The organism is Aeribacillus sp. SP014, from assembly GCF_054055575.1.
In genome coordinates, this window is record NZ_JBSRXI010000001.1 from 1,977,139 (window position 1) to 1,997,201 (window position 20,063).

At 39.9% G+C, this 20,063-nt stretch carries 18 protein-coding genes; 14 read left to right on the forward strand and 4 right to left on the reverse strand.

Annotated elements, in window-relative coordinates:
• Positions 1–4 precede the first annotated feature (4 nt).
• Entirely contained in the window at positions 5–607 is a 603-nt protein-coding gene (locus ACVIJU_RS09665; RefSeq protein ID WP_340806422.1) for a TetR/AcrR family transcriptional regulator, read from the forward strand.
• A gap of 105 nt (positions 608–712) precedes the next feature.
• Positions 713–2,035: a hypothetical protein gene (locus ACVIJU_RS09670; RefSeq protein WP_456687511.1), complete on the forward strand. Its 1,323-nt coding sequence runs from the start codon at positions 713–715 to the stop codon at positions 2,033–2,035.
• A gap of 562 nt (positions 2,036–2,597) precedes the next feature.
• Here the strand turns inward: ACVIJU_RS09670 and ACVIJU_RS09675 are convergent.
• Complete coding sequence (locus ACVIJU_RS09675; protein ID WP_130156572.1) at positions 2,598–3,305, reverse strand: DsbA family oxidoreductase; 708 nt, start codon at positions 3,303–3,305, stop codon at positions 2,598–2,600.
• A gap of 387 nt (positions 3,306–3,692) precedes the next feature.
• Here ACVIJU_RS09675 and ACVIJU_RS09680 point away from each other — a divergent pair, with 387 nt between their 5' ends.
• The 5 genes from ACVIJU_RS09680 (at position 3,693) to ACVIJU_RS09700 (ending at position 8,773) form a co-directional block, all read left to right on the forward strand.
• A complete protein-coding gene (locus tag ACVIJU_RS09680; RefSeq protein ID WP_063389541.1) occupies positions 3,693–4,070 on the forward strand; it encodes a hypothetical protein in 378 nt (125 codons plus the stop codon).
• Positions 4,054–4,590: an RNA polymerase sigma factor gene (locus ACVIJU_RS09685; RefSeq protein WP_082830412.1), complete on the forward strand. Its 537-nt coding sequence runs from the start codon at positions 4,054–4,056 to the stop codon at positions 4,588–4,590. The genes ACVIJU_RS09680 and ACVIJU_RS09685 overlap by 17 nt, the downstream gene beginning before the upstream one ends.
• Complete coding sequence (locus tag ACVIJU_RS09690; protein WP_063389540.1) at positions 4,574–4,795, forward strand: hypothetical protein; 222 nt, start codon at positions 4,574–4,576, stop codon at positions 4,793–4,795. Before ACVIJU_RS09685 ends, ACVIJU_RS09690 begins: the two co-directional genes overlap by 17 nt.
• A 403-nt stretch (positions 4,796–5,198) precedes the next feature.
• Positions 5,199–5,651, forward strand: coding sequence for a MarR family winged helix-turn-helix transcriptional regulator (locus tag ACVIJU_RS09695; protein WP_144597992.1), 453 nt, complete (start codon positions 5,199–5,201; stop codon positions 5,649–5,651).
• Positions 5,648–8,773 (forward strand): MMPL family transporter, encoded by a 3,126-nt coding sequence (locus tag ACVIJU_RS09700; RefSeq protein ID WP_456687512.1) that lies wholly within the window; start codon positions 5,648–5,650, stop codon positions 8,771–8,773. The genes ACVIJU_RS09695 and ACVIJU_RS09700 overlap by 4 nt, the downstream gene beginning before the upstream one ends.
• 70 nt (positions 8,774–8,843) lie before the next feature.
• Here ACVIJU_RS09700 and ACVIJU_RS09705 read toward each other — a convergent pair whose 3' ends face one another.
• Entirely contained in the window at positions 8,844–10,265 is a 1,422-nt protein-coding gene (locus tag ACVIJU_RS09705; protein WP_311067269.1) for a LysM peptidoglycan-binding domain-containing protein, read from the reverse strand.
• Positions 10,266–10,762: 497 nt separating this feature from the next.
• On the opposite strand from ACVIJU_RS09705, the gene ACVIJU_RS09710 reads away from it, so the two are divergent.
• On the forward strand, positions 10,763–11,203 hold the full coding sequence (locus ACVIJU_RS09710; RefSeq protein WP_063389536.1) for a DMT family transporter: 441 nt from the start codon (positions 10,763–10,765) through the stop codon (positions 11,201–11,203).
• Between the two features lie 268 nt (positions 11,204–11,471).
• Positions 11,472–11,672: a cold-shock protein CspD gene (gene cspD, locus ACVIJU_RS09715; protein ID WP_063389535.1), complete on the forward strand. Its 201-nt coding sequence runs from the start codon at positions 11,472–11,474 to the stop codon at positions 11,670–11,672.
• A 459-nt stretch (positions 11,673–12,131) separates the two neighbouring features.
• Here cspD and ACVIJU_RS09720 read toward each other — a convergent pair whose 3' ends face one another.
• A complete protein-coding gene (locus ACVIJU_RS09720) occupies positions 12,132–14,225 on the reverse strand; it encodes a DNA topoisomerase III (RefSeq protein ID WP_456687513.1) in 2,094 nt (697 codons plus the stop codon).
• Between the two features lie 654 nt (positions 14,226–14,879).
• On the opposite strand from ACVIJU_RS09720, the gene ACVIJU_RS09725 reads away from it, so the two are divergent.
• The 4 genes from ACVIJU_RS09725 to ACVIJU_RS09740 all read left to right on the forward strand — a co-directional run bounded on the left by ACVIJU_RS09725 (position 14,880) and on the right by ACVIJU_RS09740 (position 18,027).
• Complete coding sequence (locus tag ACVIJU_RS09725) at positions 14,880–15,920, forward strand: zinc-dependent alcohol dehydrogenase family protein (RefSeq protein WP_130156581.1); 1,041 nt, start codon at positions 14,880–14,882, stop codon at positions 15,918–15,920.
• Between the two features lie 677 nt (positions 15,921–16,597).
• Entirely contained in the window at positions 16,598–17,449 is an 852-nt protein-coding gene (locus ACVIJU_RS09730) for a ketopantoate reductase family protein (protein ID WP_456687514.1), read from the forward strand.
• Positions 17,421–17,507 (forward strand): hypothetical protein, encoded by an 87-nt coding sequence (locus ACVIJU_RS09735; protein WP_456687934.1) that lies wholly within the window; start codon positions 17,421–17,423, stop codon positions 17,505–17,507. Before ACVIJU_RS09730 ends, ACVIJU_RS09735 begins: the two co-directional genes overlap by 29 nt.
• A gap of 109 nt (positions 17,508–17,616) precedes the next feature.
• On the forward strand, positions 17,617–18,027 hold the full coding sequence (locus tag ACVIJU_RS09740; protein WP_311067274.1) for an acyl-CoA thioesterase: 411 nt from the start codon (positions 17,617–17,619) through the stop codon (positions 18,025–18,027).
• 109 nt (positions 18,028–18,136) lie between these two features.
• Here the strand turns inward: ACVIJU_RS09740 and ACVIJU_RS09745 are convergent, their stop codons facing one another.
• On the reverse strand, positions 18,137–19,024 hold the full coding sequence (locus ACVIJU_RS09745; protein ID WP_456687515.1) for a hypothetical protein: 888 nt from the start codon (positions 19,022–19,024) through the stop codon (positions 18,137–18,139).
• Between the two features lie 161 nt (positions 19,025–19,185).
• Here ACVIJU_RS09745 and ACVIJU_RS09750 point away from each other — a divergent pair, with 161 nt between their 5' ends.
• Positions 19,186–19,791, forward strand: a complete 606-nt coding sequence (locus ACVIJU_RS09750) for a nitroreductase family protein (protein WP_456687516.1) — start codon at positions 19,186–19,188, stop codon at positions 19,789–19,791.
• The last annotated feature ends 272 nt before the right edge of the window (positions 19,792–20,063 follow it).

Here is a 20,063-nt window from a genome sequence, read left to right on the forward strand (position 1 = left end):
AAATATGCCGAAAAAAGTGGATCACGTAAAACAAAGAGAAAAAATTGCTGTAGCGACATGGAATGTCATTGCGAAAGGCGGGATGGAAAAAGCAACCGTTCGCAATATTGCGAGAGAAGCAGGAGTTTCCGTTGGTTCATTAAGACATTATTTTTCAACTCAAGCAGAACTGCTGTCATTTGCAATGAAATTGGTGTCGGAAAGGGTGAGTCAACGAATTAACGAAATTGATTATTCTATGCCGCCGCTTGATGCAATGAAAAGGATGATCCGGGAGGTTTTGCCGCTTGAAGATGATACAAAGAAAGAAATGGAGGTATGGTTTGCTTTTACCCAGAAAGCTCTTTCGGAGCCGGAACTTCAGCCTTTAAGCAAAGAAGTATATCTTAAAATGCGTTATGGATTTGAACAGGTCATCAAGACTTTAGTCAAACTTGATCTTGCGCGGCCGAATATCAATGTAGAGCTGGAGGTGGACCGTCTGTATGCGCTGATCGATGGCTTGGCCATTCATGGATTAATGCATCCGGAATATTTATCTAATGAGATGATCGAATCCATTTTGGACAGTCACTTAAAATCTTTGTGCAAACAAGAGGTTTTATAATGGTTTCCGTCGAAACTAAGAATATAAATCAAACAAACTCGCATCCGCAAAAAAATGAAAGTTTAGGAATCCTTTCTAGCTTCTGATATAAAAGGAGGTGGAAAAATGGTTCAGCTTTATTACACAGATCAATTCAGTTTTGCACCTATTGTGGCTCTGCAGCAATCATTGAAAGAACATGAGAAAAAACAGTCTATTGTCGAAAAAATATATGAATCCAATCTTGGGGCCCAATCAGAAAAGGACAACATAAAAGATTTGAGGAAGGAAGCGCTGGCACACGGATCTGTTCTGAAAACAATCACGTTAAAAAGGGGGAAGTCAAACGCTCTAATCGTTCCTTGGAAATCAACTAAGTTCTACGCGAAAGCAAGGGGGCGGGCAGGATTTGGGCGTTTTGACCGCCTAGGTGAAAAAATTGATGATCTAGCTTCAGAATATGTTTATTTAAAAAACTGGATTGAAGAAAATTTTTTTGGTGAACAACGAAAAGAGCGGCTCGACAAACTCGATCATTTTTTTCAACAAAGCATCCAACAGTTAGCTGATTCTTTTTCAAAATCAGTTGGCGGCTTTTTTGTGAAGCATGGTCTCCCAGACGTGAAAGAGGAGATGTATAACGATATTTTAAAAGCTTATGAACAGCGCATCGAACAATATACATCTTTTTTACGCAAGCATGAGGATTATGCCCCAATCGACAGAACGGATGGTGAACAGCTGTTAAGGGGAAACCATACTTTTAAGTTGGAGGCGCTCCGCCAACAATTTTTACAGAAGGAAAGCGCTTTAGAAACCGGCGATCATTATACAATATATGATTTTGAAGCGGCTGGGTCCTTTTATCAAGAAGCGGTCCGAACAGAACATGGCTATACGGCTGCAAAAAGCGAAGAACAAATCGGGATTGAACTCGGATTATTAGGGATGAAGCTGGAAGCATTGCTTCATACACCATTGTCTGAAAAAATGCGTGGCAACCTTGAGCATGTATACCATTCATATATCCAAAAAACGATTGAATCATACAACCGCTTCCAGGAGGAAAAGAGGGAAGAAGCATATGGACGGAGCAAAAGGGCTTATTCCATACTTGATTCGAAAATCATCGATGACATTATTTCAAGTATGAGAAGGCACGCAAAAGAAAAAAATATAGATCATGTCTTTTTGCATATTATACCGTCTGCTTACGTTTCATATGAACAAAAAACAAATGATGCGAATTGGAATGATCTTGTCCGTTATCATTCCTCAAAAAACGACTGGGACATGTTTTTTCAAAATGATTGGTCGGCGCATCATGCGTATTATCCATTTACTTACAATAATCTTATCAACAATTGGAACTCTTTTATAAATAAAACAGAGGGTCTAATGGATATGAAATTTGATCAAGAGGCGGTCATTTTTGAAGCGAGAATTTAATTTATGAAGAAATGGATAATCAAACATTAAATGGAAAAAAGTCCGTTCTTTGAAATCATTTACAATGTTGCGATGGATGAAAAATTCATAAATTTGAAGGGAAAATGGAGATCCACGTCAAAATCCCAGTATTTTACCTCTGGGACTTTGACGTGGATTTTTTTATTTCGGGTGCAAGTGTAATAAAATGGAAAGGTCTTTGCATCATTCAAGAAAAAAGGAATAGCAGATCAACAAGAAAAATAGTTAAACGATTCATCACCGTTATGAAGATATAATGAGCGGCCGCACCGCCTAAATTTCATAGTTTGAGGAGTAAAGTAAGAATTGTTCCTCTTAAGAAAACTTGGGAAGGTTAGTCAATGTAACAAAGGATGTAAACATGGATAACCTGACGATTCGGTTCTTTTATATGTGTTAACAAACGAAATTAAGTAAATAAATTAAACAAACTTTGCGATGTGAGCAATTGACAGATGTCATGAACTGAAAGAAATGCAAAAGGAGGACACGTCGTTATTGATGACCGTTGTTCCTCCTGCCCATTTGCGGTCAAAACGAATTACATTTCACAGCTCTGATCGTTGCATAGTCCTCCGCCATCAGCTGCCAGTGGTTTGAGCGGCGAAGAAGAGTTTTCTTCATCCCATATTTTTTGAAAGCTTTTCAAAAATACTTCTGTTGGCTGCGCCCCAGAAATGGCATATTTGCGGTTGATGACGAAAAACGGCACACCTCTGACACCGAGACGTGAGGCTTCCTGTTCATCCTTTCTAACTTCCTCTTCCAATTGACTGCTTGAAAGCACTTGCTTGACTTCGTCGCCATCCAAGCCGATTTCTTCTGCGAGTTCAACTAAAACTTGATGGTCACTGATTAATTTCGATTCAGTGAAATAAGCATAAAAGAGCCGTTCGTGCATTTCTCTTCCTTTCCCTTTTTTATCTGCATATTTCGCTAATCGATGGGCATCGAACGTATTTGTTGGCTTCATTTCCTCGAAGCGAAATGTCAATCCGACGGACTCTGCCTGTTTGGCAACATCGTTATTTGCCCGCTTCGCTTCCTCAACGGAAATGCCGTATTTTTGAGCAATGATTTCATGGATGGAAAGATCGTATTCCTTTTTGGCAGTTGGATCAAGCTCAAAGCTGCGGAACACGATTTCCGCTTGCTCTTTGTGCGGAAACAGCTCAAGCGCTTTTTCCATCCGCCGCTTTCCGATATAGCAAAATGGGCAAACATAATCAGACCATATTTCAATTTTCATGTTTTCACCTTCTTTTATGAATCAATCGCACATCCATTGTATCGAATGAAAAGAAACAACTTCAACTTTTTCGACTTGACAGAAAGAAACAGGAAAACTTCATTTTTCATAAAACATTTAAATGATTGAATCTGTTTCGGACCTATGACGTTTGCGAAAAAAGCGTGAGATTTATCTGCAAGAAGATGTAAAATGTTGATCAACGGAATGGAATCGGAGCGTTTCATGTAAAACGGCCAGCGAAACATTAAAACTAACAGCGATTTTGTTAATATTACAGATGAAATCAACCTGAAGCCTTTTTATTAAAAAATTACGGAAAAAAATGAACTTTTTCCTTTCACGATTTGTATAAACAGATGAATGATGGGAAAGGAGATGACAATTATGCCTGTAACCGGCTGGGTAATCAGTTCAATTGTAGGCGGAATCATCGGAACGATTTTCGGTGTTTCGATCGCTTCTTTAAATAAAAAGGTCGTTCGGGATCGATGGGGAAACATTGATTTTAAAAAAACCGATCTTTATTTCTATTGGACCCGTTGGGATACGATTACGGTTATATCCGCAATTTATTCATTTTGCTGCCTCACAGGACTCTTTATCTTTCTAATAAGGGGAGATAACATTAACAGTCCTGTCATTCAATTTTTCCTTCATCAATCGTTTATGTTTACTTTAATGACGTTTCTTTGGTTCATCGGAAGAATCCTGTATGTGTTCAAAGGAATTAAAGAGCGGTGGTCAGATGAATTTAACAGATGAAAAGCTCATGGAAAAATTTCAAAACGGTGATACGGAAGCTTTGAACGAGCTTTATGAACGATATCGAGCACCGCTTTTCCGCTTTATTTACCGTTGTACACGGGACGACCAGCTTAGCATGGATGTCGTTCAAGATGCATTTTTGAAGCTGCAGCAAAAAAAGCATTACTTTTCCCCTGAAAAAGGGAGGCTGAAGACATATCTTTTTCAAATTGCTTATCATACGATGATCAGCAAAATAAAAATGAGAGCAAGGTGGCACCGTCTTCTTCCGTTTTTATATAAAGAGCCTGTCAACATATCCCGTTCCGATGAAAAAATGGAGGTCGAGCGGATGCTTCAATCGCTTTCAAACGAACAGCGGGCTGTTATCGTATTGTTTTATTATCATGATCTGTCACAAAAGGATATTGCGCGCATCTTAAACATACCTTTGGGCACGGTGAAATCAAGGCTGCATCAAGCGGTTCAAAAAATGAGGAAAGAATGGGGGATCGAATCTGATGGAAAAGGATCGTGAAATTGATAAATTATTAAAAAAATATACAGTGGAAGTACCGGATTTTCCAATGAAAAAGTCAAAAATGGAGAAGCTTGCTAATTGGCTTTGTGAAAAGGCTTCATTTCCGATTCCTGAAGAACGAATCACCTTTAAAGGAATGGTATGTATTCAGGTTATTCCAATTGTTGCTTCGCTAGCTGTTTCGGTTTGGATGATTTTGTGAACCGATGGATGGGATCATCTTTGCAGGTTGATCCCTTTTTCCATGAATTGCTCGCCGTTTAACTGACACTTGAAACAGGAGCTTCTCAGTTCTATAACGAAAGCATTGAGAGTGCAACGGACAGTCCTGCCTGCTAACTCGGCGAATCTGCTCTTATGTGACGCGGATCTTTTACAGTATGAAAGCTTGGCTCACACAACATTTTTTCTATGCTAAGAACATATTTTAGAGAATGGAAACTAGCGTTCAGCACGTTAGAGAAGCCTTCAAATTATTGGAATGCACCTTTCACGCGCTTGAAGAAGAGGAAGTTTGCCAATTTTCATACAAAATTGATTGACAGGTTGATAGTTAAATAGTTTAATAGTTAAATAGTTGAACTATTTAAAATAGGGGGCAGACAATGGATCGAAAAAAAATAGATGAATTGATCGAACGGTATATTAAGGTTTCGTTCACTGTAACGAAAAGAGCAGAAGAACTTGTGAAATGTGAAATTGATCCAGATATCACAAACGAACAACACTATCTTTTGCGCTATATCCATCAAAAGGAAAGGTGCACTTCAACAGAACTAGCTAATGTTTTTCGAGTGAACAAAAGCGCGATCACAGCGATGATTAATCGGCTTGTTGAGAAAGGATTTGTTCGGCGAATTCGCGATGAAAAAGACAGGAGGGTCATTTATTTGGCTTTGACTGAAAAAGGGAGCAATTTGTTTGCAAGCACAGAAGAGAGAGTTCATAAAGTTGTAGGATCGTTCATAACAAAATTTTCGGAGGACGAGATCGAATCGTTTATTCAAACCTATGAAAAATTGGCAAACGTATTGCTTGAACTGGAGGTTGAGTCATGAGGGCAATCCTGAAAGGAAAATGGTTTGTACTCATTTTATGGCTTGTTGCTGTTATTGGTTTGCTCTTTACATCGCCAAACATGGAGGAGCTTGTGCGCGAAAAAGGGCAAATTACGGTTCCGGAAGGTTATTCCTCTTCGATTGCGAATGACATTTTAAAAGAAATTCAGAGCAAAGAGCATTCAGGAGATCTAATATCAGTCGCCCTTGTGCTGCATAATGAGGACGGGCTGACAAAGGAAGATTGGAAAGAAGCGGAACAAGCTGTAAAACAGCTTGAACAAAACAGCAAGAATTTACGGATTACAGAAATTGTTTCGCCTTTTCATCAAGAGGAGTTAAAGGATCAGCTTGTTTCAAAAGATAAAACCACCATCTTGACGTCAATACAAATGGAAAGAGACGGAAGAACGGCAAAAGAAATGACATCCGCTCTTTATAAAGTGATCGATAATATTTCATTGGAGCATTATTATACCGGCAGCTGGATCATCGATGAAGACGTTATTGTCAGCTCGCAGGAAGGAGTGAAAAAAACAGAAGGCATAACAGTCGTGTTTATTTTGATCGTCTTGCTGATCGTTTTCCGCTCGCTTATAGCGCCATTTGTGCCGCTCTTGACAGTCGGCATTACATATTTGGCATCACAGTCAATTGTCGCCTTTTTAGTTGAAATGGTGAATTTTCCATTGTCCACTTTTACGCAAACATTTTTGGTTGCCATTTTGTTCGGGATCGGTACAGACTATTGCATTTTACTGCTAAGCCGCTTTAAAGAGGAGCTTGGCAAACAAGAAAGCCGAACTGAAGCGATTATAACAACCTATCGCACGGCTGGAAAAACTGTGTTTTTCAGCGGTTTAGCCGTTATGATCGGCTTTGCGGCGATCGGATTGTCATCATTTAAGCTTTATCAATCGGCTGCGGCAGTCGCTGTCGGAGTCGCCATCCTGCTGGTAGCACTTATGACGCTTGTTCCGTTTTTCATGGCTGTGCTTGGCCCGGTGTTGTTTTGGCCAGTTAAAGGAAATCTGGAACATAAACAGAGCAAGCTATGGGACTTTGCAGGACGTTTTTCGTTCACCAGACCGCTTGTTTCTTTAATCATCGTAGGAATTATTACCCTCCCAGTGCTGCTTTCCTATGACGGCAAGCTGTCGTTTAATTCCCTTCAAGAAATCGGGGATGATTACGACTCTGTCAAGGCTTTTAATATTATTTCGAAAAGCTTCAACCCAGGCGAAGCGATGCCGACAAAAATTGTGATCAAAAATGATGACAACATGAATAGGACGGAATATTTTGCTTTAATTGAAAAAATAAGCAGAAGCATCGAAAAAGTTGAAGGTGTCGAGACGGTCTGCTCAGTAACGAGACCGACAGGCGAACAGATCGACCAATTATTTGTGACAGAACAGGCGAAAACGCTGAAAGACGGAATTGGTCAGGGAAATGAAGGGCTTGAACAAATCAGCTCCGGTTTGAATGAAGCGAGCAAAGAGCTTTCTGCATCATCTCCGAAATTAAAACAAGCTACAGACGGTATTGAAGCGCTCGTTTCCGGAACAAATGAATTAAAAGCAGGCGTCGGTGAACTTGAAAAAGGGCTTTCGCAAGTTAAACAGGGGATCGAGAGCGGATCAATGGGGGCCGGTGACATAAAGAAAGGGCTTGAGACCGTTCAAAACAATGCGAAAAAGCTGCAATCCGGCGCAGAACAGCTTTTGAAAGGATACGAAACAGCCGGAAGCAGTCTATATTCATTGCTGAAACAATATCAACAGATGGAATCACATCTCGGTCAATTGTCAACACATTTATCCGGCATGAGTGAATCTTTAAACCGCATCGAACAACGACATCAGCAGCTTCAGCAGGATGCTGAGTATCAACAGGTAAAAATGGCAGCTTCCCAGCTTAGTGAACAAGCAAAACAAATGAGAAGCGGATTTCAGCAAATTAACGGAGCGCTTCAGCGAGTGACAAATGGAATAGAGCAGGCGAACCGTTCATATTCTGAATTACTTTCAGGTCAAAAAGCGCTCGTTAATGGAATGGGAGAGCTCATCAACGGGCTTGATCAGCTGCAAAAAGGGTTGAATAAAGCAGCGGTTGGACAGCAAACCATCATTTCAAAATTGCCGGAGCTGTCTAACGGCTTAAGCCAAGTCAACAATGGACAGGAGGAATTGCTGCAAGGTTTTTCTCAGCTGGATGGACAAATGAATCAGCTGATTTCAGGCCTTGACAAAAGCGTGGATGGTCTAAATCAAGTAGCCGATGGTCTCGGTTCTGCCGAAAATTACTTATCTGGTCTTTCTTCTTCAAATCAGGAAATGGCAGGCTGGTACATGCCGAAGGAAGTGCTTGAAAGCAAAGAATTTGCGGATGCGAAAGAAGCTTACTTATCGAATGACGGCAAAGTGACAACCATTGATGTTGTTTTCGAGAAAAATCCATATTCAACTTCAGCGATGGATCAGCTTACTGAGGTCAAACAAGCGGTGGAGTTTACCGTAAAAGACACGAAGCTTGAAAATGCGAAAATTGCCTATGACGGGGTTACTAGCATTTACTCCGACTTGAACGAGATTTCAGCAAACGACTACTCCCGCACAGTTGTATTGATGCTGATAGGGATTGCTCTTATATTAATTGCATTGCTGCGCTCGTTTGTCATGCCCATTTATTTAATTTTATCGCTTATTCTAACGTATTACACATCAATGGCGGTGTCAGAAGTCATTTTCGTTCGCCTTCTTGGATACGACGGTTTGAACTGGGCAGTTCCATTTTTCTCATTTGTCATTTTAATTGCGCTTGGCATAGATTACAGCATCTTCCTTATGAACCGCTTCAACGAATACAGAGATTTGCCTGTCACAGAAGCGATGCTTTCAGCTATGCGTCATATGGGAACGGTCATTATTTCCGCCGCGGTCATTTTAGGCGGAACATTTGCGGCGATGCTTCCGTCCGGTGTGCTGTCGCTGCTCGAAATTGCCACAATTGTTTTAACAGGATTATTTTTATATGCTCTTGTTGTACTGCCGCTATTTGTACCGGTGATGGTCAAAATGTTTGGTAAAGCGAACTGGTGGCCGTTTATGAAAGAGGAATAAGCGAGAAGGGAACATACGCTTTGTGCGTAGGTTCCCTTATTTTCATTTGTGCTATGAGAGACTTCTGCTATCAATGAATTGAACGGAATTTCCGCACTTGAAAATTGTCTTCAAGTAATACCCAATTTTGCGGGAACGGATAGCCAAGTACCCAATAACTAATTCCCTGTAAACCGTAATCCTTTACCGCATCAAATTTTGCCCGGGTGCTGCGCGCGTCTTCAAACCAGACCTCATGCGTACGGCCTTGTTCATCCACATACCGATAAAACGGAGATTGAGATGTTCGATCATACTGTATCACAGCACCATGTTGAACTGCTCGACGAATCGCTTCTTGCATATCGAATGTTTCTGCTTCCTGACCTTGAACATGGGGAAGGAGCCAGTCACGAGCATATACTTGGAAGCCCATAAAGATTTTATTTCTTGGAATGACGGTTACAGCATAATCTAGCACTTGTTTGATTTGATTAAGCGGAGAGATCGCCTGAGGAGGTCCAAGCCTATAACCCCATTCGTATGTCATTAAAATAACGAAATCTGCAATCCTGCCGTGTGCGGCATAGTCGTGTGCCTCATATAATATTCCTTTTTGTTCTGGGCTCGTTTTAGGGGCGAGCGCGGTCGAAACAAAATATCCTTCTTTGTGCAATCGGTCAACGGCGCGCTGTAAAAATTGATTATATAACTCACGATCGTCAGGAAATACATTTTCAAAATCAATATTTAATCCACGATAACCTTTTTCTTTCATAGTGTTTATAATGGTGGTCAATAATCGATCTTGCAGTTCCGTATTTGAAAGGATGGCATGAGCCAGCCGTGACCCGGGGTCCCTGAACGTAAAATTTGTTATGCTCATCATTGGTATCACTTGTTCTGTTAAAGCAGCTTGAAGAATCGCTGTGTCGTTTATTGCATCGAGTCCGCCGTCTTCCCGGATGATGTAGGCAAATGGAGAAACGTATGTTAAAAAGCTGCCAGCTTCTCGAACTTCTTTGCCTCCTTCTTCACCTGCATGGATCGTATATGCATTTACGTCAATGACTGGTTTTACAAAAGGAATCGTTAATCTTGTCCCCGGATAAAGAAGGTCGGGATTTTGAATTCGATTGGCTTTGGCAATTTCCTGTACGGATATACGGTAAATTTGAGAAATTTGCGATAAATTCTCTCCAGGCTTCACAGTATGGATGCGAGGCGGAATGTTTAAAATTATTCCCGGATTAATTTTTGAAGGATCACTAATATGGTTAGCCTGAACAATAGACCCGACGGCAACTCCATATTTTTGGGCAATTTGCCATAATGTTTCCCCTGCTCGGACGATATGTTGACGAAAAGCAATGGGAATCACAAGTGATTGGCCAATCAGTAATCGATTAGGATCGGGCAGACTGTTTGCAGCAATAATTTCAGAAAGACTGATACCGTAGCGTTCAGCTATGTTCCATAAAGTCTCTCCTCTTTGTATAATATGAATGATCATAAGTGCCTCCTTTTTTTGTTTATATATATGTTGAAAATGGTTGATCTAGAAAATGACATGAGAGAAAATAGTTTGCTGAATATAATTTTTTTAAGGTCTTTACATATAACAAGTGTAGTAAATTGTCGTTAATGGATAATTGAACTAATCATCAGGCCGAATATACTTGTAAACGTTGTGCTCTTCATCAAACAAATAGATCGGTCTTCATCTCCTCCTTTACAGCATCATTTTCTGTGGGGGTGCTAGAAAATTATTTAACGGGTTTGATTCTCATCTGAACGGCAGGTTTGCACTTTCAGACAACAAAAATTTATTGATAAATTCTGTTGTCTTTCATCATTTTAAGAGCTTTTACAAAAGCGCCGTTTTTTTAAGTCTCTTCTTTTTTTACAAAATGAAAATTTTAGAAAATCAACTTTTTTACTTAAGAACGTTTTTACGTAAAGGAGTTCAAGCGGGTAGAAGAGAAATTATATTTCTGGGGAGGGTTCAGGATGAAATGGATTTACATTTTTTTAGCGATACTGGGTGGGATGATGATAGGAATACAGTCGCCGATTAACGGAAGTCTAGGCAAAAAAATCGGTGCTGTTGAAGGAGCATTTGTCTCTTTTTTTGTTGGAACAATGGTTTTAGCGTTCCTTGTTTTATTTTTTGGAAAGGGCCACATTACCGATTTGTTTCAAGTTCCAAAATGGAATTTGCTTGGGGGATTTTTAGGCGCGATGTTCGTCACGTTTACCATTATTTCTGTTCCGAAGGTTGGGGTGGCCGTAACGCTCCTTGCAGGAATCATCGGTCAAATGGCCATCAGCGTCATCATTGATCATTTTGGATTATTTGGAATGCCGAAAAATCGAATAGACATAAACCGCCTGATTGGGATCGGGCTAATGCTGACAGCTCTGTTCTTTCTTTACCGCGGCAGTGAATGAGATTTGTTTTTAGGGGAAAGCAGCGTATAACATAAAGTATCACCCTTAAAGAGTCAAGAACATTCTTACATTTTCTTGACTCTTTATGTTTGATTGGTTATAATGAATTAGCCATTTAGTTCGTTTTATCATGGATCCATTATAAGTCGTACCTCATATTGAAATGCAGGCGATCTTATATGGTCTGCATTTCTCATGAGTGTGCGGCTTTTTTTTCTTATGAAAAACAAACAATGAATGGTAAAATCTTTTTTTTGGAGGAAAAAGCATGAACACAGGTAAGGTAAAATGGTTTAACAGTGAAAAAGGGTTTGGATTTATTGAAGTCGATGGTGGAGATGATGTGTTTGTTCATTTTTCGGCGATTCAAGGCGATGGTTTTAAAACGTTAGAAGAAGGGCAAACTGTTAAATTTGAAATTGTCGAAGGCCAACGCGGACCTCAAGCGGCAAACGTACAAAAAAACTAATCCTTTCAAAGTGGCGCCTTATTTAGGTGCCGCTTTTTTTAGAAATTTATAAACATCTCGACTTGAGGATTACTGTTCGATAAAGACCCTGCAGCATGTGTAAATATTTTGGAGAGGTCGAAAGAGGGGAGACCATTTTCGAATGTATGTGGTTGACTGTTTTGAGCTTTTTAGAAATGCAGGGGGAACAAATAGTACATAACGTTTTAATTCGCGTGTAGTTAATGAATGGTAAGGAGCTGTCCAGAAAGTGGAGTCCATTATAATCATAAGCATCGATATGAACGTTTCTAAATATTAAAGGGGTTTGTCTATAAGCCGAAAAAATGACTTATTTGACAAATCCCTTTTAAAAATTTGAAACAAACTGCATACCATTCCAGCTTCGTCGTGACACCGTTTTTAAATAGAAACAAGCTAACTTTTTGTCGTAAACGCAGCATCCGGAAGCTTTTTTATTTATTGCTGTTCTTCCAACACCTGTTTTAACAAATCACCTAAACTTGTGCCAAAAGAATCGCTTTTCGGGCTGTATTTTTGAATTAAAGCCCGATCTTTGCGGTTATTGACTGCCGTTTTCTTTTCTTCCGCTTTTTCAACCACATTGCAGCGGCGGCATTGGAAGTAAACGCCGGCTTTGCCGTTATGGATTTCCATTCGTTTTTTGCATTGTGGACAGCGCCGGTTGGACAGCTTCGGATCTTTTCGTTTGCTATAGCGGCATTCCATGTTCGAACATGCTAATAAACGTCCTTCTTTTGTAGAACGTATTTTTAAAAAGGAGCCGCATTCCGGGCACATGGAGCCGGTTAAATTGTGTGCTTTGTAGCTTCTATCGCTATTTTTTATTTCATTAACGAGCCGTTTCGTTTGCTTGCGAATGTTGTTTAGGAAAAATTCAGGATTTCCTTTTCCCCGTGCGATCGCTTCAAGCTCTTTTTCCCAGCGCGCTGTCAGTTCAGGTGATTTTAGTTCATCATTGACAAGTTCAATCAGTTGTTTACCTTTTTTCGTTGGGTAGAACCTTCCGTTTTTTCGCTCAACCGCTTCTGTTTCGATAAGTCTTTCAATAATATCCGCCCTAGTTGCAGGAGTGCCGAGTCCGAACTTTTCCATCTGCGTAAGAATGTCCGCCTCTGAATAGCGAAGAGGAGGTTCTTCCAATTTTTCTTCTATTTCTACTTGATGAACAGCAAAAGATTGTCCTTTAACTAAAGCAGGGATGTTTCTGTTTTCCGGCTCATCCTGCTGCTTCCCTAAAACGGCTTTAAATCCATTATTCAATACAATTGTCTCTTTTGCAGTGAGTGTTTCTCCGTTCACATCAAAAACCGCATGGACGGTTTCATATTCGTAAGCAGGATAAAACAGCGCCAAAAACCGGCGGGCAATCAAATCATACAGCTTCCTTTCATCAGTGGAAAGCTGGCTCATATTTAGCGGTTCCTCCGTCGGGATAATGGCATGATGATCGGTCACTTTTTCATTATTGAACACCCGTTTTAATAAAATTTTTCCTTTGTTGGAAAGGAGAGGACGGATTTCGTCTTTATAGCCGGAAGCCATTGCCTGAAGCCTGTCAAACATTGTCGATTCCATATCCGCAGTTAAATAACGGGAGTCTGTCCGCGGGTATGTGACAAGCTTATAATGCTCATAAAGCTTTTGCAGTATCGTTAACGTTTTCTTTGCGGAAAATCCGAAACGCTTGTTGGCATCCCGCTGCAGCTCGGTTAGGTCGTATGGCAGCGGCTGATGTTCTTTCTTTTGCTTGCGCTCCACTTTGATGACTGTACCTTTTTTACCATTCAGGTTTGCCAATAGATGTTCAGCCGTTTCTTTGGAAAAAATTCTTTTTTCGCCGTTTCGCTCCCAGATGGTATGAATGGAACCGATTTTTGCATGAATCGTCCAATACGGCTTCGGTACAAATTTTTGAATTTCTGTTTCCCTTTTCATGATCATGGCAAGGGTTGGGGTCTGCACGCGCCCTGCCGAAAGCGGGTCATTATATTTCGTCGTCAAAGCTCTTGTCACATTTAAGCCGATGAGCCAATCTGCCTCAGCACGGCAAACAGCAGACTGATATAATGCTTCAAATTGTTTCCCAGGTTTTAAATGCTTGAAACCGTCACGAATGGCTTTATCGGTCTGAGATGAAATCCATAGGCGCAAAATCGGCTTTTTCCAGTTCAGCTTTTTTAAAATCCATCTTGCAACGAGTTCGCCTTCACGTCCGGCGTCTGTTGCGATAATGCAATCTTTAATGTCCGTTCGTTTCGCCAACAGTTCTATGCCTTTATAATGCCGGCTCGTTTGTCTAATTACTTTTAACCCCATTTTTTCTGGGATAATTGGCAAATCTTCCAGCCGCCATGTTTTATATTTTGGATCGTAATGTTCCGGCATCTTCAATTCAATTAAATGACCGAGCGCCCACGTTACGATATACTTGCTTCCTTCAAAGTGAAATTTATGCTCTTTTTTGCAGCCAAGCACACGGGCTATCTCACGTGCAACGCTCGGCTTTTCAGCTAAAACGAGAGATTTCATATAATGCTCCTTTCTTTCAATCAACAACGTTTTAAGTATAACGGAAAGGAGGGAGGCTTGCATTAGTTGAATGAAAAAGCATAATATGTTTCAGTTTTATATCTCTTAAGGCAATGAATTCTTGTAAAGGTTGTACTATGGGATGATTGACTGTTCTCATATAGAGGATGCATGTTCAAATTTAGTTCTTTCGTATTACCTCAAGAAATCAATCACACTCAATTTAGGAACATGTTCGTTTCTTAAAATCAGCAGAGACAAGGAGAAAGCTGGCAATTTTGAAAATTAACAAAAATAAAAAACGAAATATTTTAAAATCTGTTACAATATAGGTAAAAAGGGGTGGATTTGTGGAAGCTTGGCAATTTGATAAAAAAAGGTATATATGGTTTCAGCGGCTCACTAACACTTTTTCCTGACCCTGTTGCCCACGCAATCTGTGATAGGGAACTTCCGGCAAGATACTTTATGTTAACTTGAGAGGGGGGATATATATCATACATACCTATTGAGCAGAATAATTTCTTGATCGCAAGGGGAAAAATACCTTTGGGATAACAAACCGCTAGTAACATCTAATTTAGTTAGACCCGCCATGGCCTTTATTTGAAACCGAAGACAGCTTACGAACAAATATATTTAGGAGGTATGATGATGAAAGCACTAATATTCCGTGGACCAGGCAAGCTTGAGTGGGGAGAGAAGGACAAGCCTACGATTCAGGAACCAACAGATGCCATCGTAAGAATCACCAAAACGACAATCTGTGGAACAGATTTACATATTTTGGGCGGAGATGTACCGGCTGTAACTGACGGACGGACATTGGGACACGAAGGTGTTGGTATAGTAGAAGAAGTCGGCTCAAGTGTCAACAATTTCAAACCTGGAGACAGAGTGCTGATTTCTTGTGTGACTTCCTGTGGAAGCTGCGATTATTGTAAAAAAGCGATGTACGCACACTGTGAAAAAGGCGGTTGGATTTTAGGGCATTTGATCGACGGTACCCAAGCAGAGTACGTTCGGATTCCATATGCGGATACAAGCATGTATCATATCCCTGAGGGAGTCGATGAAGAAGCGCTTGTTATGTTGAGTGACATTTTTCCGACAAGTCTCGAAATCGGGGTAATCAACGGCGAAGTTCAACCAGGGGATGTAATCGCAATTGTCGGGGCCGGACCGGTCGGAATGGCAGCACTGTTGACAGCACAGCTTTATTCACCAGCGGAAATCATCATGATCGACCTTGACGATAATCGTCTGGAGCTGTCCAAAAAGTTCGGTGCCACTAAGACAGTGAACAGCTCAAAGACAAATGCGGTTGAGCAAGTGCTTGAACTAACGGACGGAAAAGGTGTTGACGTAGCGATTGAAGCGGTCGGATTCCCGGTGACCTTCGACATCTGCCAGCAAATCCTAAAGCCGGGCGGACGGTTGGCCAACGTTGGTGTTCATGGTAAGCCTGTCGAATTGCACTTAGAACAATTGTGGATTCGCAATGTCAAAATCACAACTGGACTAGTTAGCACGAGTACGACACCGATGCTGCTAAAGACGGTGCAGTCAGGAAAAATTAAACCGGAACAGTTAGTCACTCATCGTTTTTCGCTGGACCAGATTTTGCAGGCATACGAAGTATTTCGCAATGCGGCTAAAGAAAAAGCGATGAAAGTCATTTTATCCAATGATTAACCTTTAAAAAACTTGATGTAAGTGAAGCATTGTTCTTAAAAAGTAAACCATTTTATTGTAACCCCGTCCTAAACTTAGAACGGGGTTATGTGTGTTGGATGGATGCTTAAATTTATTAGAAAAAAGAAAAAGCTTCATTATTTGATTGCGAGAAACATCATTATGGAGCGGAAAAAGATTAACCTATCTGTTCGTTTTTCATATAAAACTGTAAAATGTAAGAAAGCAAAAACGTGCTAGCAGCTGTATGTTTACAAGACTTATAAATTCAGCGTATTTTATTCGAAAGCTAAGTCAACGATTCGGCGGGGGAGAGATGCTATTTCACGGAGTTCGTTCATTTTGGACAGGCTTTTTTCAACTTCTGCTTCTTTTTTTATAGCATTGCCGTCATTTTAAGTTATGAGTGTTAGTGATCTGCGCGCTTTGCGAATCCTCATGGAACATAGAATAAATCATAATAGTCTAGAGTCTGATATTGGTTTCAAGATTATCATCTGTTTGGGAGGCTCGTTTTTACTATTGGTTTTAAACACTCAAGACTTTTCAGTCCCGAATGCTTTCACTTGATTAATGAAAAGATTAGGTTAATAATTGAGGTGCAAAACTTGCATTTCATTATTTTCTGTTTATTCTGTCATTCATAAGCTTTTTGATTCAATTGAAGGGGGAATGTTATGAAAATCGCTGTTGCTGGAGCTGGCGCGGTCGGCGGCTATTTTGGAGCTTTATTAAAGAAAGCCGGACATGATGTTGTTTTCCTTGCAAGGGGCAAGCATTTAGAGGCAATGAAAAAATCAGGTTTAGTGGTTAAAACGAATGATCAACTCCTCACAATAGACGGTGTTTTTACAGATAAAATAGAGGGTTTTGCTGATTGTGAGCTGATACTGTTTTGTGTGAAATCAACCGACACGGAAAGTACAGCAGAACAGATTGCCTCTTTGCGGAATGATCGCGCAGTTGTTTTGACGCTGCAAAATGGAGTCGACAATGAAGAAAAGCTCGCTCAAATTTTAGGTGGAAAAAGGCTCTTGTCAGCTGCAACCTATCTGTCGTCACATGTGGAAGAGCCTGGGGTCATAAAGCATAGCGGAAGAGCAAAACTAGTGATCGGTGCTCTGGATGAATCACTCATTTCGTTCCGCGATAAAGTGGCAGATCTTTTTCGTCAAGCTGAAATTTTTGTAAAAACAACAGATGATATCATGCTGGATAAGTGGAAAAAGCTGTTGTGGAATGCAACCTTCAATCCGCTTGCTGCTTTATCCAAAGCGACTGTCGGTGAAATTATGGAGCATAAAGAATTGAGGAAAACAGCTGAAAATGCTTGCCGAGAAGTGATGCGAGTAGCCAATAAAATCGGGATTCCATTAGATGAAGAAATGTTTCATCGCACTTTTGCCAATTCAGGAGCAGCTCTGAAGCATAAGCCGTCCATGCTGCAAGATCGATTGAAACGGAAAAAGGATGGAAATCGAATCATTGTGCGGGTTTATCGTGAAAAAGGGGCGGCAGATTGGTGTTGAAACGCCTGTTCTTCAAACGTTGTACAGCAATTTGCTTTTTCTTGAAACACATCGATGATCCGATGGACAATTCCTATACACATGAAGGATTCAATTCCATTCATACATAAATATCGATCGATTGATAAAAACAGAAAAATAAGACATAAAAGAAAGGACGATTTAGCATGAAAACCATTCCGGATATAGAAATTTATGTAAGATATTGCGAAACGGATGCGTCAGGCCATGTTAACAATACAAGCTATTATTTGTATATGGAGGAAGCTCGGACTAAATTTTTACAACACATGTCAAAACAAGTAGGGAACCAAGACTGGAAATTTATTTTAGCATCCACAAAATGCGATTACCTTGCTCAAGCGTATGCCCATGATACATTAACGGTAACTTCAAAAATTACGCGGATTGGAACGAAAAGCTTTTCGATGGAGCATGAAATAAAAAATGCAGAAACGGGGAAATTGATCGCAAAAGGGGAAGGAGTTATCGTTCATTACAATTTTAAGTTGCAGCGTTCTGAGCCTTTAACTCCTGAAATGCGTTCGATCCTTGAACAATACTTAGTAGCTGTTTAATGAGCAAGGCAATTTTGTAAGCCTTATCAGTTGATTAATATCATTCTGATTAAATAACTAAAGAAAAAGGATTTTCCGAATGTATCCACCGGAAAATCCTTAAAATTTGTTATTCAAACGCATCACGCACAACTTTTTTGACCGGGTCGACTGCATACCAGCCCCATGTAGAAGTATGTCCCTCTTTTGTCTCCGGATCACTGATCACGATTTCATAAACGTGAATAATATATTCGCCTTTTTCATTATCATGATCATATTCAACGTAAACGTTAGAAGTATTTTCAATTTTTAAATACTCCCGGACTAACTGTTCAGCTTCAGTATGGCTTATAGGACGGCTTTTCTTTGATTCCTCAGCCTTTTTTTGCTCTTCCTTTCTCTTTTTTGCTTCTGCTTCAGCTTTTTGCCGCTCTTCTTGAAGTTTTTTCTCCTGCTCCTGCAAGTATTGATTTTTCGCCGCAGCCGCTTGATTCATGAATTGTTCTGCATTTTTGGTAACGCTGACGATCTTCTCGTTATTTGATGTTGTTTCCGCAATTTTCTTAAATATGGCGAATGCTTCGTCAAACTTGTTTTCTTCCAACAATGCTTTCCCTGACTCAAGTTCAGATTCCATTTCTTTTAAAGCAGCGCTCGTTTTTTCCGCCTCTTCGATTATTTTTTCAGCTTTCGGTTTGAGAATATCAAGAACCTTGGAGGTTTCATTTGAATTTTTGATTTTTTCTGCCAATGATATGGCGGTTTCAAATTCTCCTTTTTCAAGGGCAGCAACGCTGTCTTTAATTTGTTTTGACAAATCCAGCGCCAATTGAGCTTCTTCAGTGTTTTTTTCATGAAGAGCTTTGTTAAAAAACGAGATGGCGTCGCTGTATTGTTCTTTTTTTAGCGCTTCAATACCAGATTCCATGTTGGATTTATATTCTTTTGATGTACATCCGAACAGAAACATCATGGCAAAAATCAAAATGTAGAAAAATAAGTTCCGCTGTTTCAAGTTTTTACCGCCTTTTCTAATATTATTGATTTCATGTAAATTATATCCCTCAAAATACGGCTCTTACAAGAAAAAATTTTATTCAAAACGTTACTAAGAAGTGTAATAGGCAAAGCGTTTAAAAGGAATGATATAAAAAGATTGAAATTCAGAAAGGAGAGATGAACGTGTCAAATGACTTTTATTCAGCAGTCAAACATCGACGCACTTATTACGGAATCAGTAAAGAATCAACTGTTTCTGATGAGCGTATTCAAGAAGTGATCAGCCACGCAGTTCTATATACACCATCCGCTTTTAATTCCCAAAGCGCCCGAGTCGTTCTTTTGCTTGGCGAGCATCATAACAAATTGTGGGATATAACGAAAGAAACGTTGCGAAAAATTGTTCCAGCGGATCAATTTGCTTCAACAGATGAAAAAATAAATTCATTCCGAAATGGATACGGTACTGTATTGTTCTTTGAAGATGACCGCGTTGTTCAAGGGTTGCAGGAACAATTCCCATTATATGCGGACAATTTCCCGATTTGGTCACAACAGTCTTCTGGAATGCTGCAATTTGTGATTTGGACTTCGTTGGAAATTGAAGGATTGGGCGCCTCGCTGCAGCACTATAATCCGCTCATCGATGATGAAGTGAAGCAAGAATGGAATATACCAAATGAATGGAAACTAATTGCTCAAATGCCGTTCGGAAAACCGACAGCTGAGCCCGGTGATAAAGAAATAAAACCAATAGAAGAGCGATTGAAAATATTTAAATAAGATGCTTTTGTTTTCAAATTGTTGTCACCCCTTTTCAAAAAGTAAAGCTGAAAAGGGGTTTTGCATTTGAAACAATTCAAACCGAAAGAGAAATTTTTATATTGGAAGGAGTGATATTTTTTTTTGACACTTATGATGTAAAAATTTTTTCAAACGTTTCCTACTTACTTATTATCAAAAAAGAAAATAAAGGTGAGCGAAACAATTGCTTTTTTCTTCATCTTCCTTCACTATGGTAATGTACGCTAATATAAATATAAAGACAACAATTG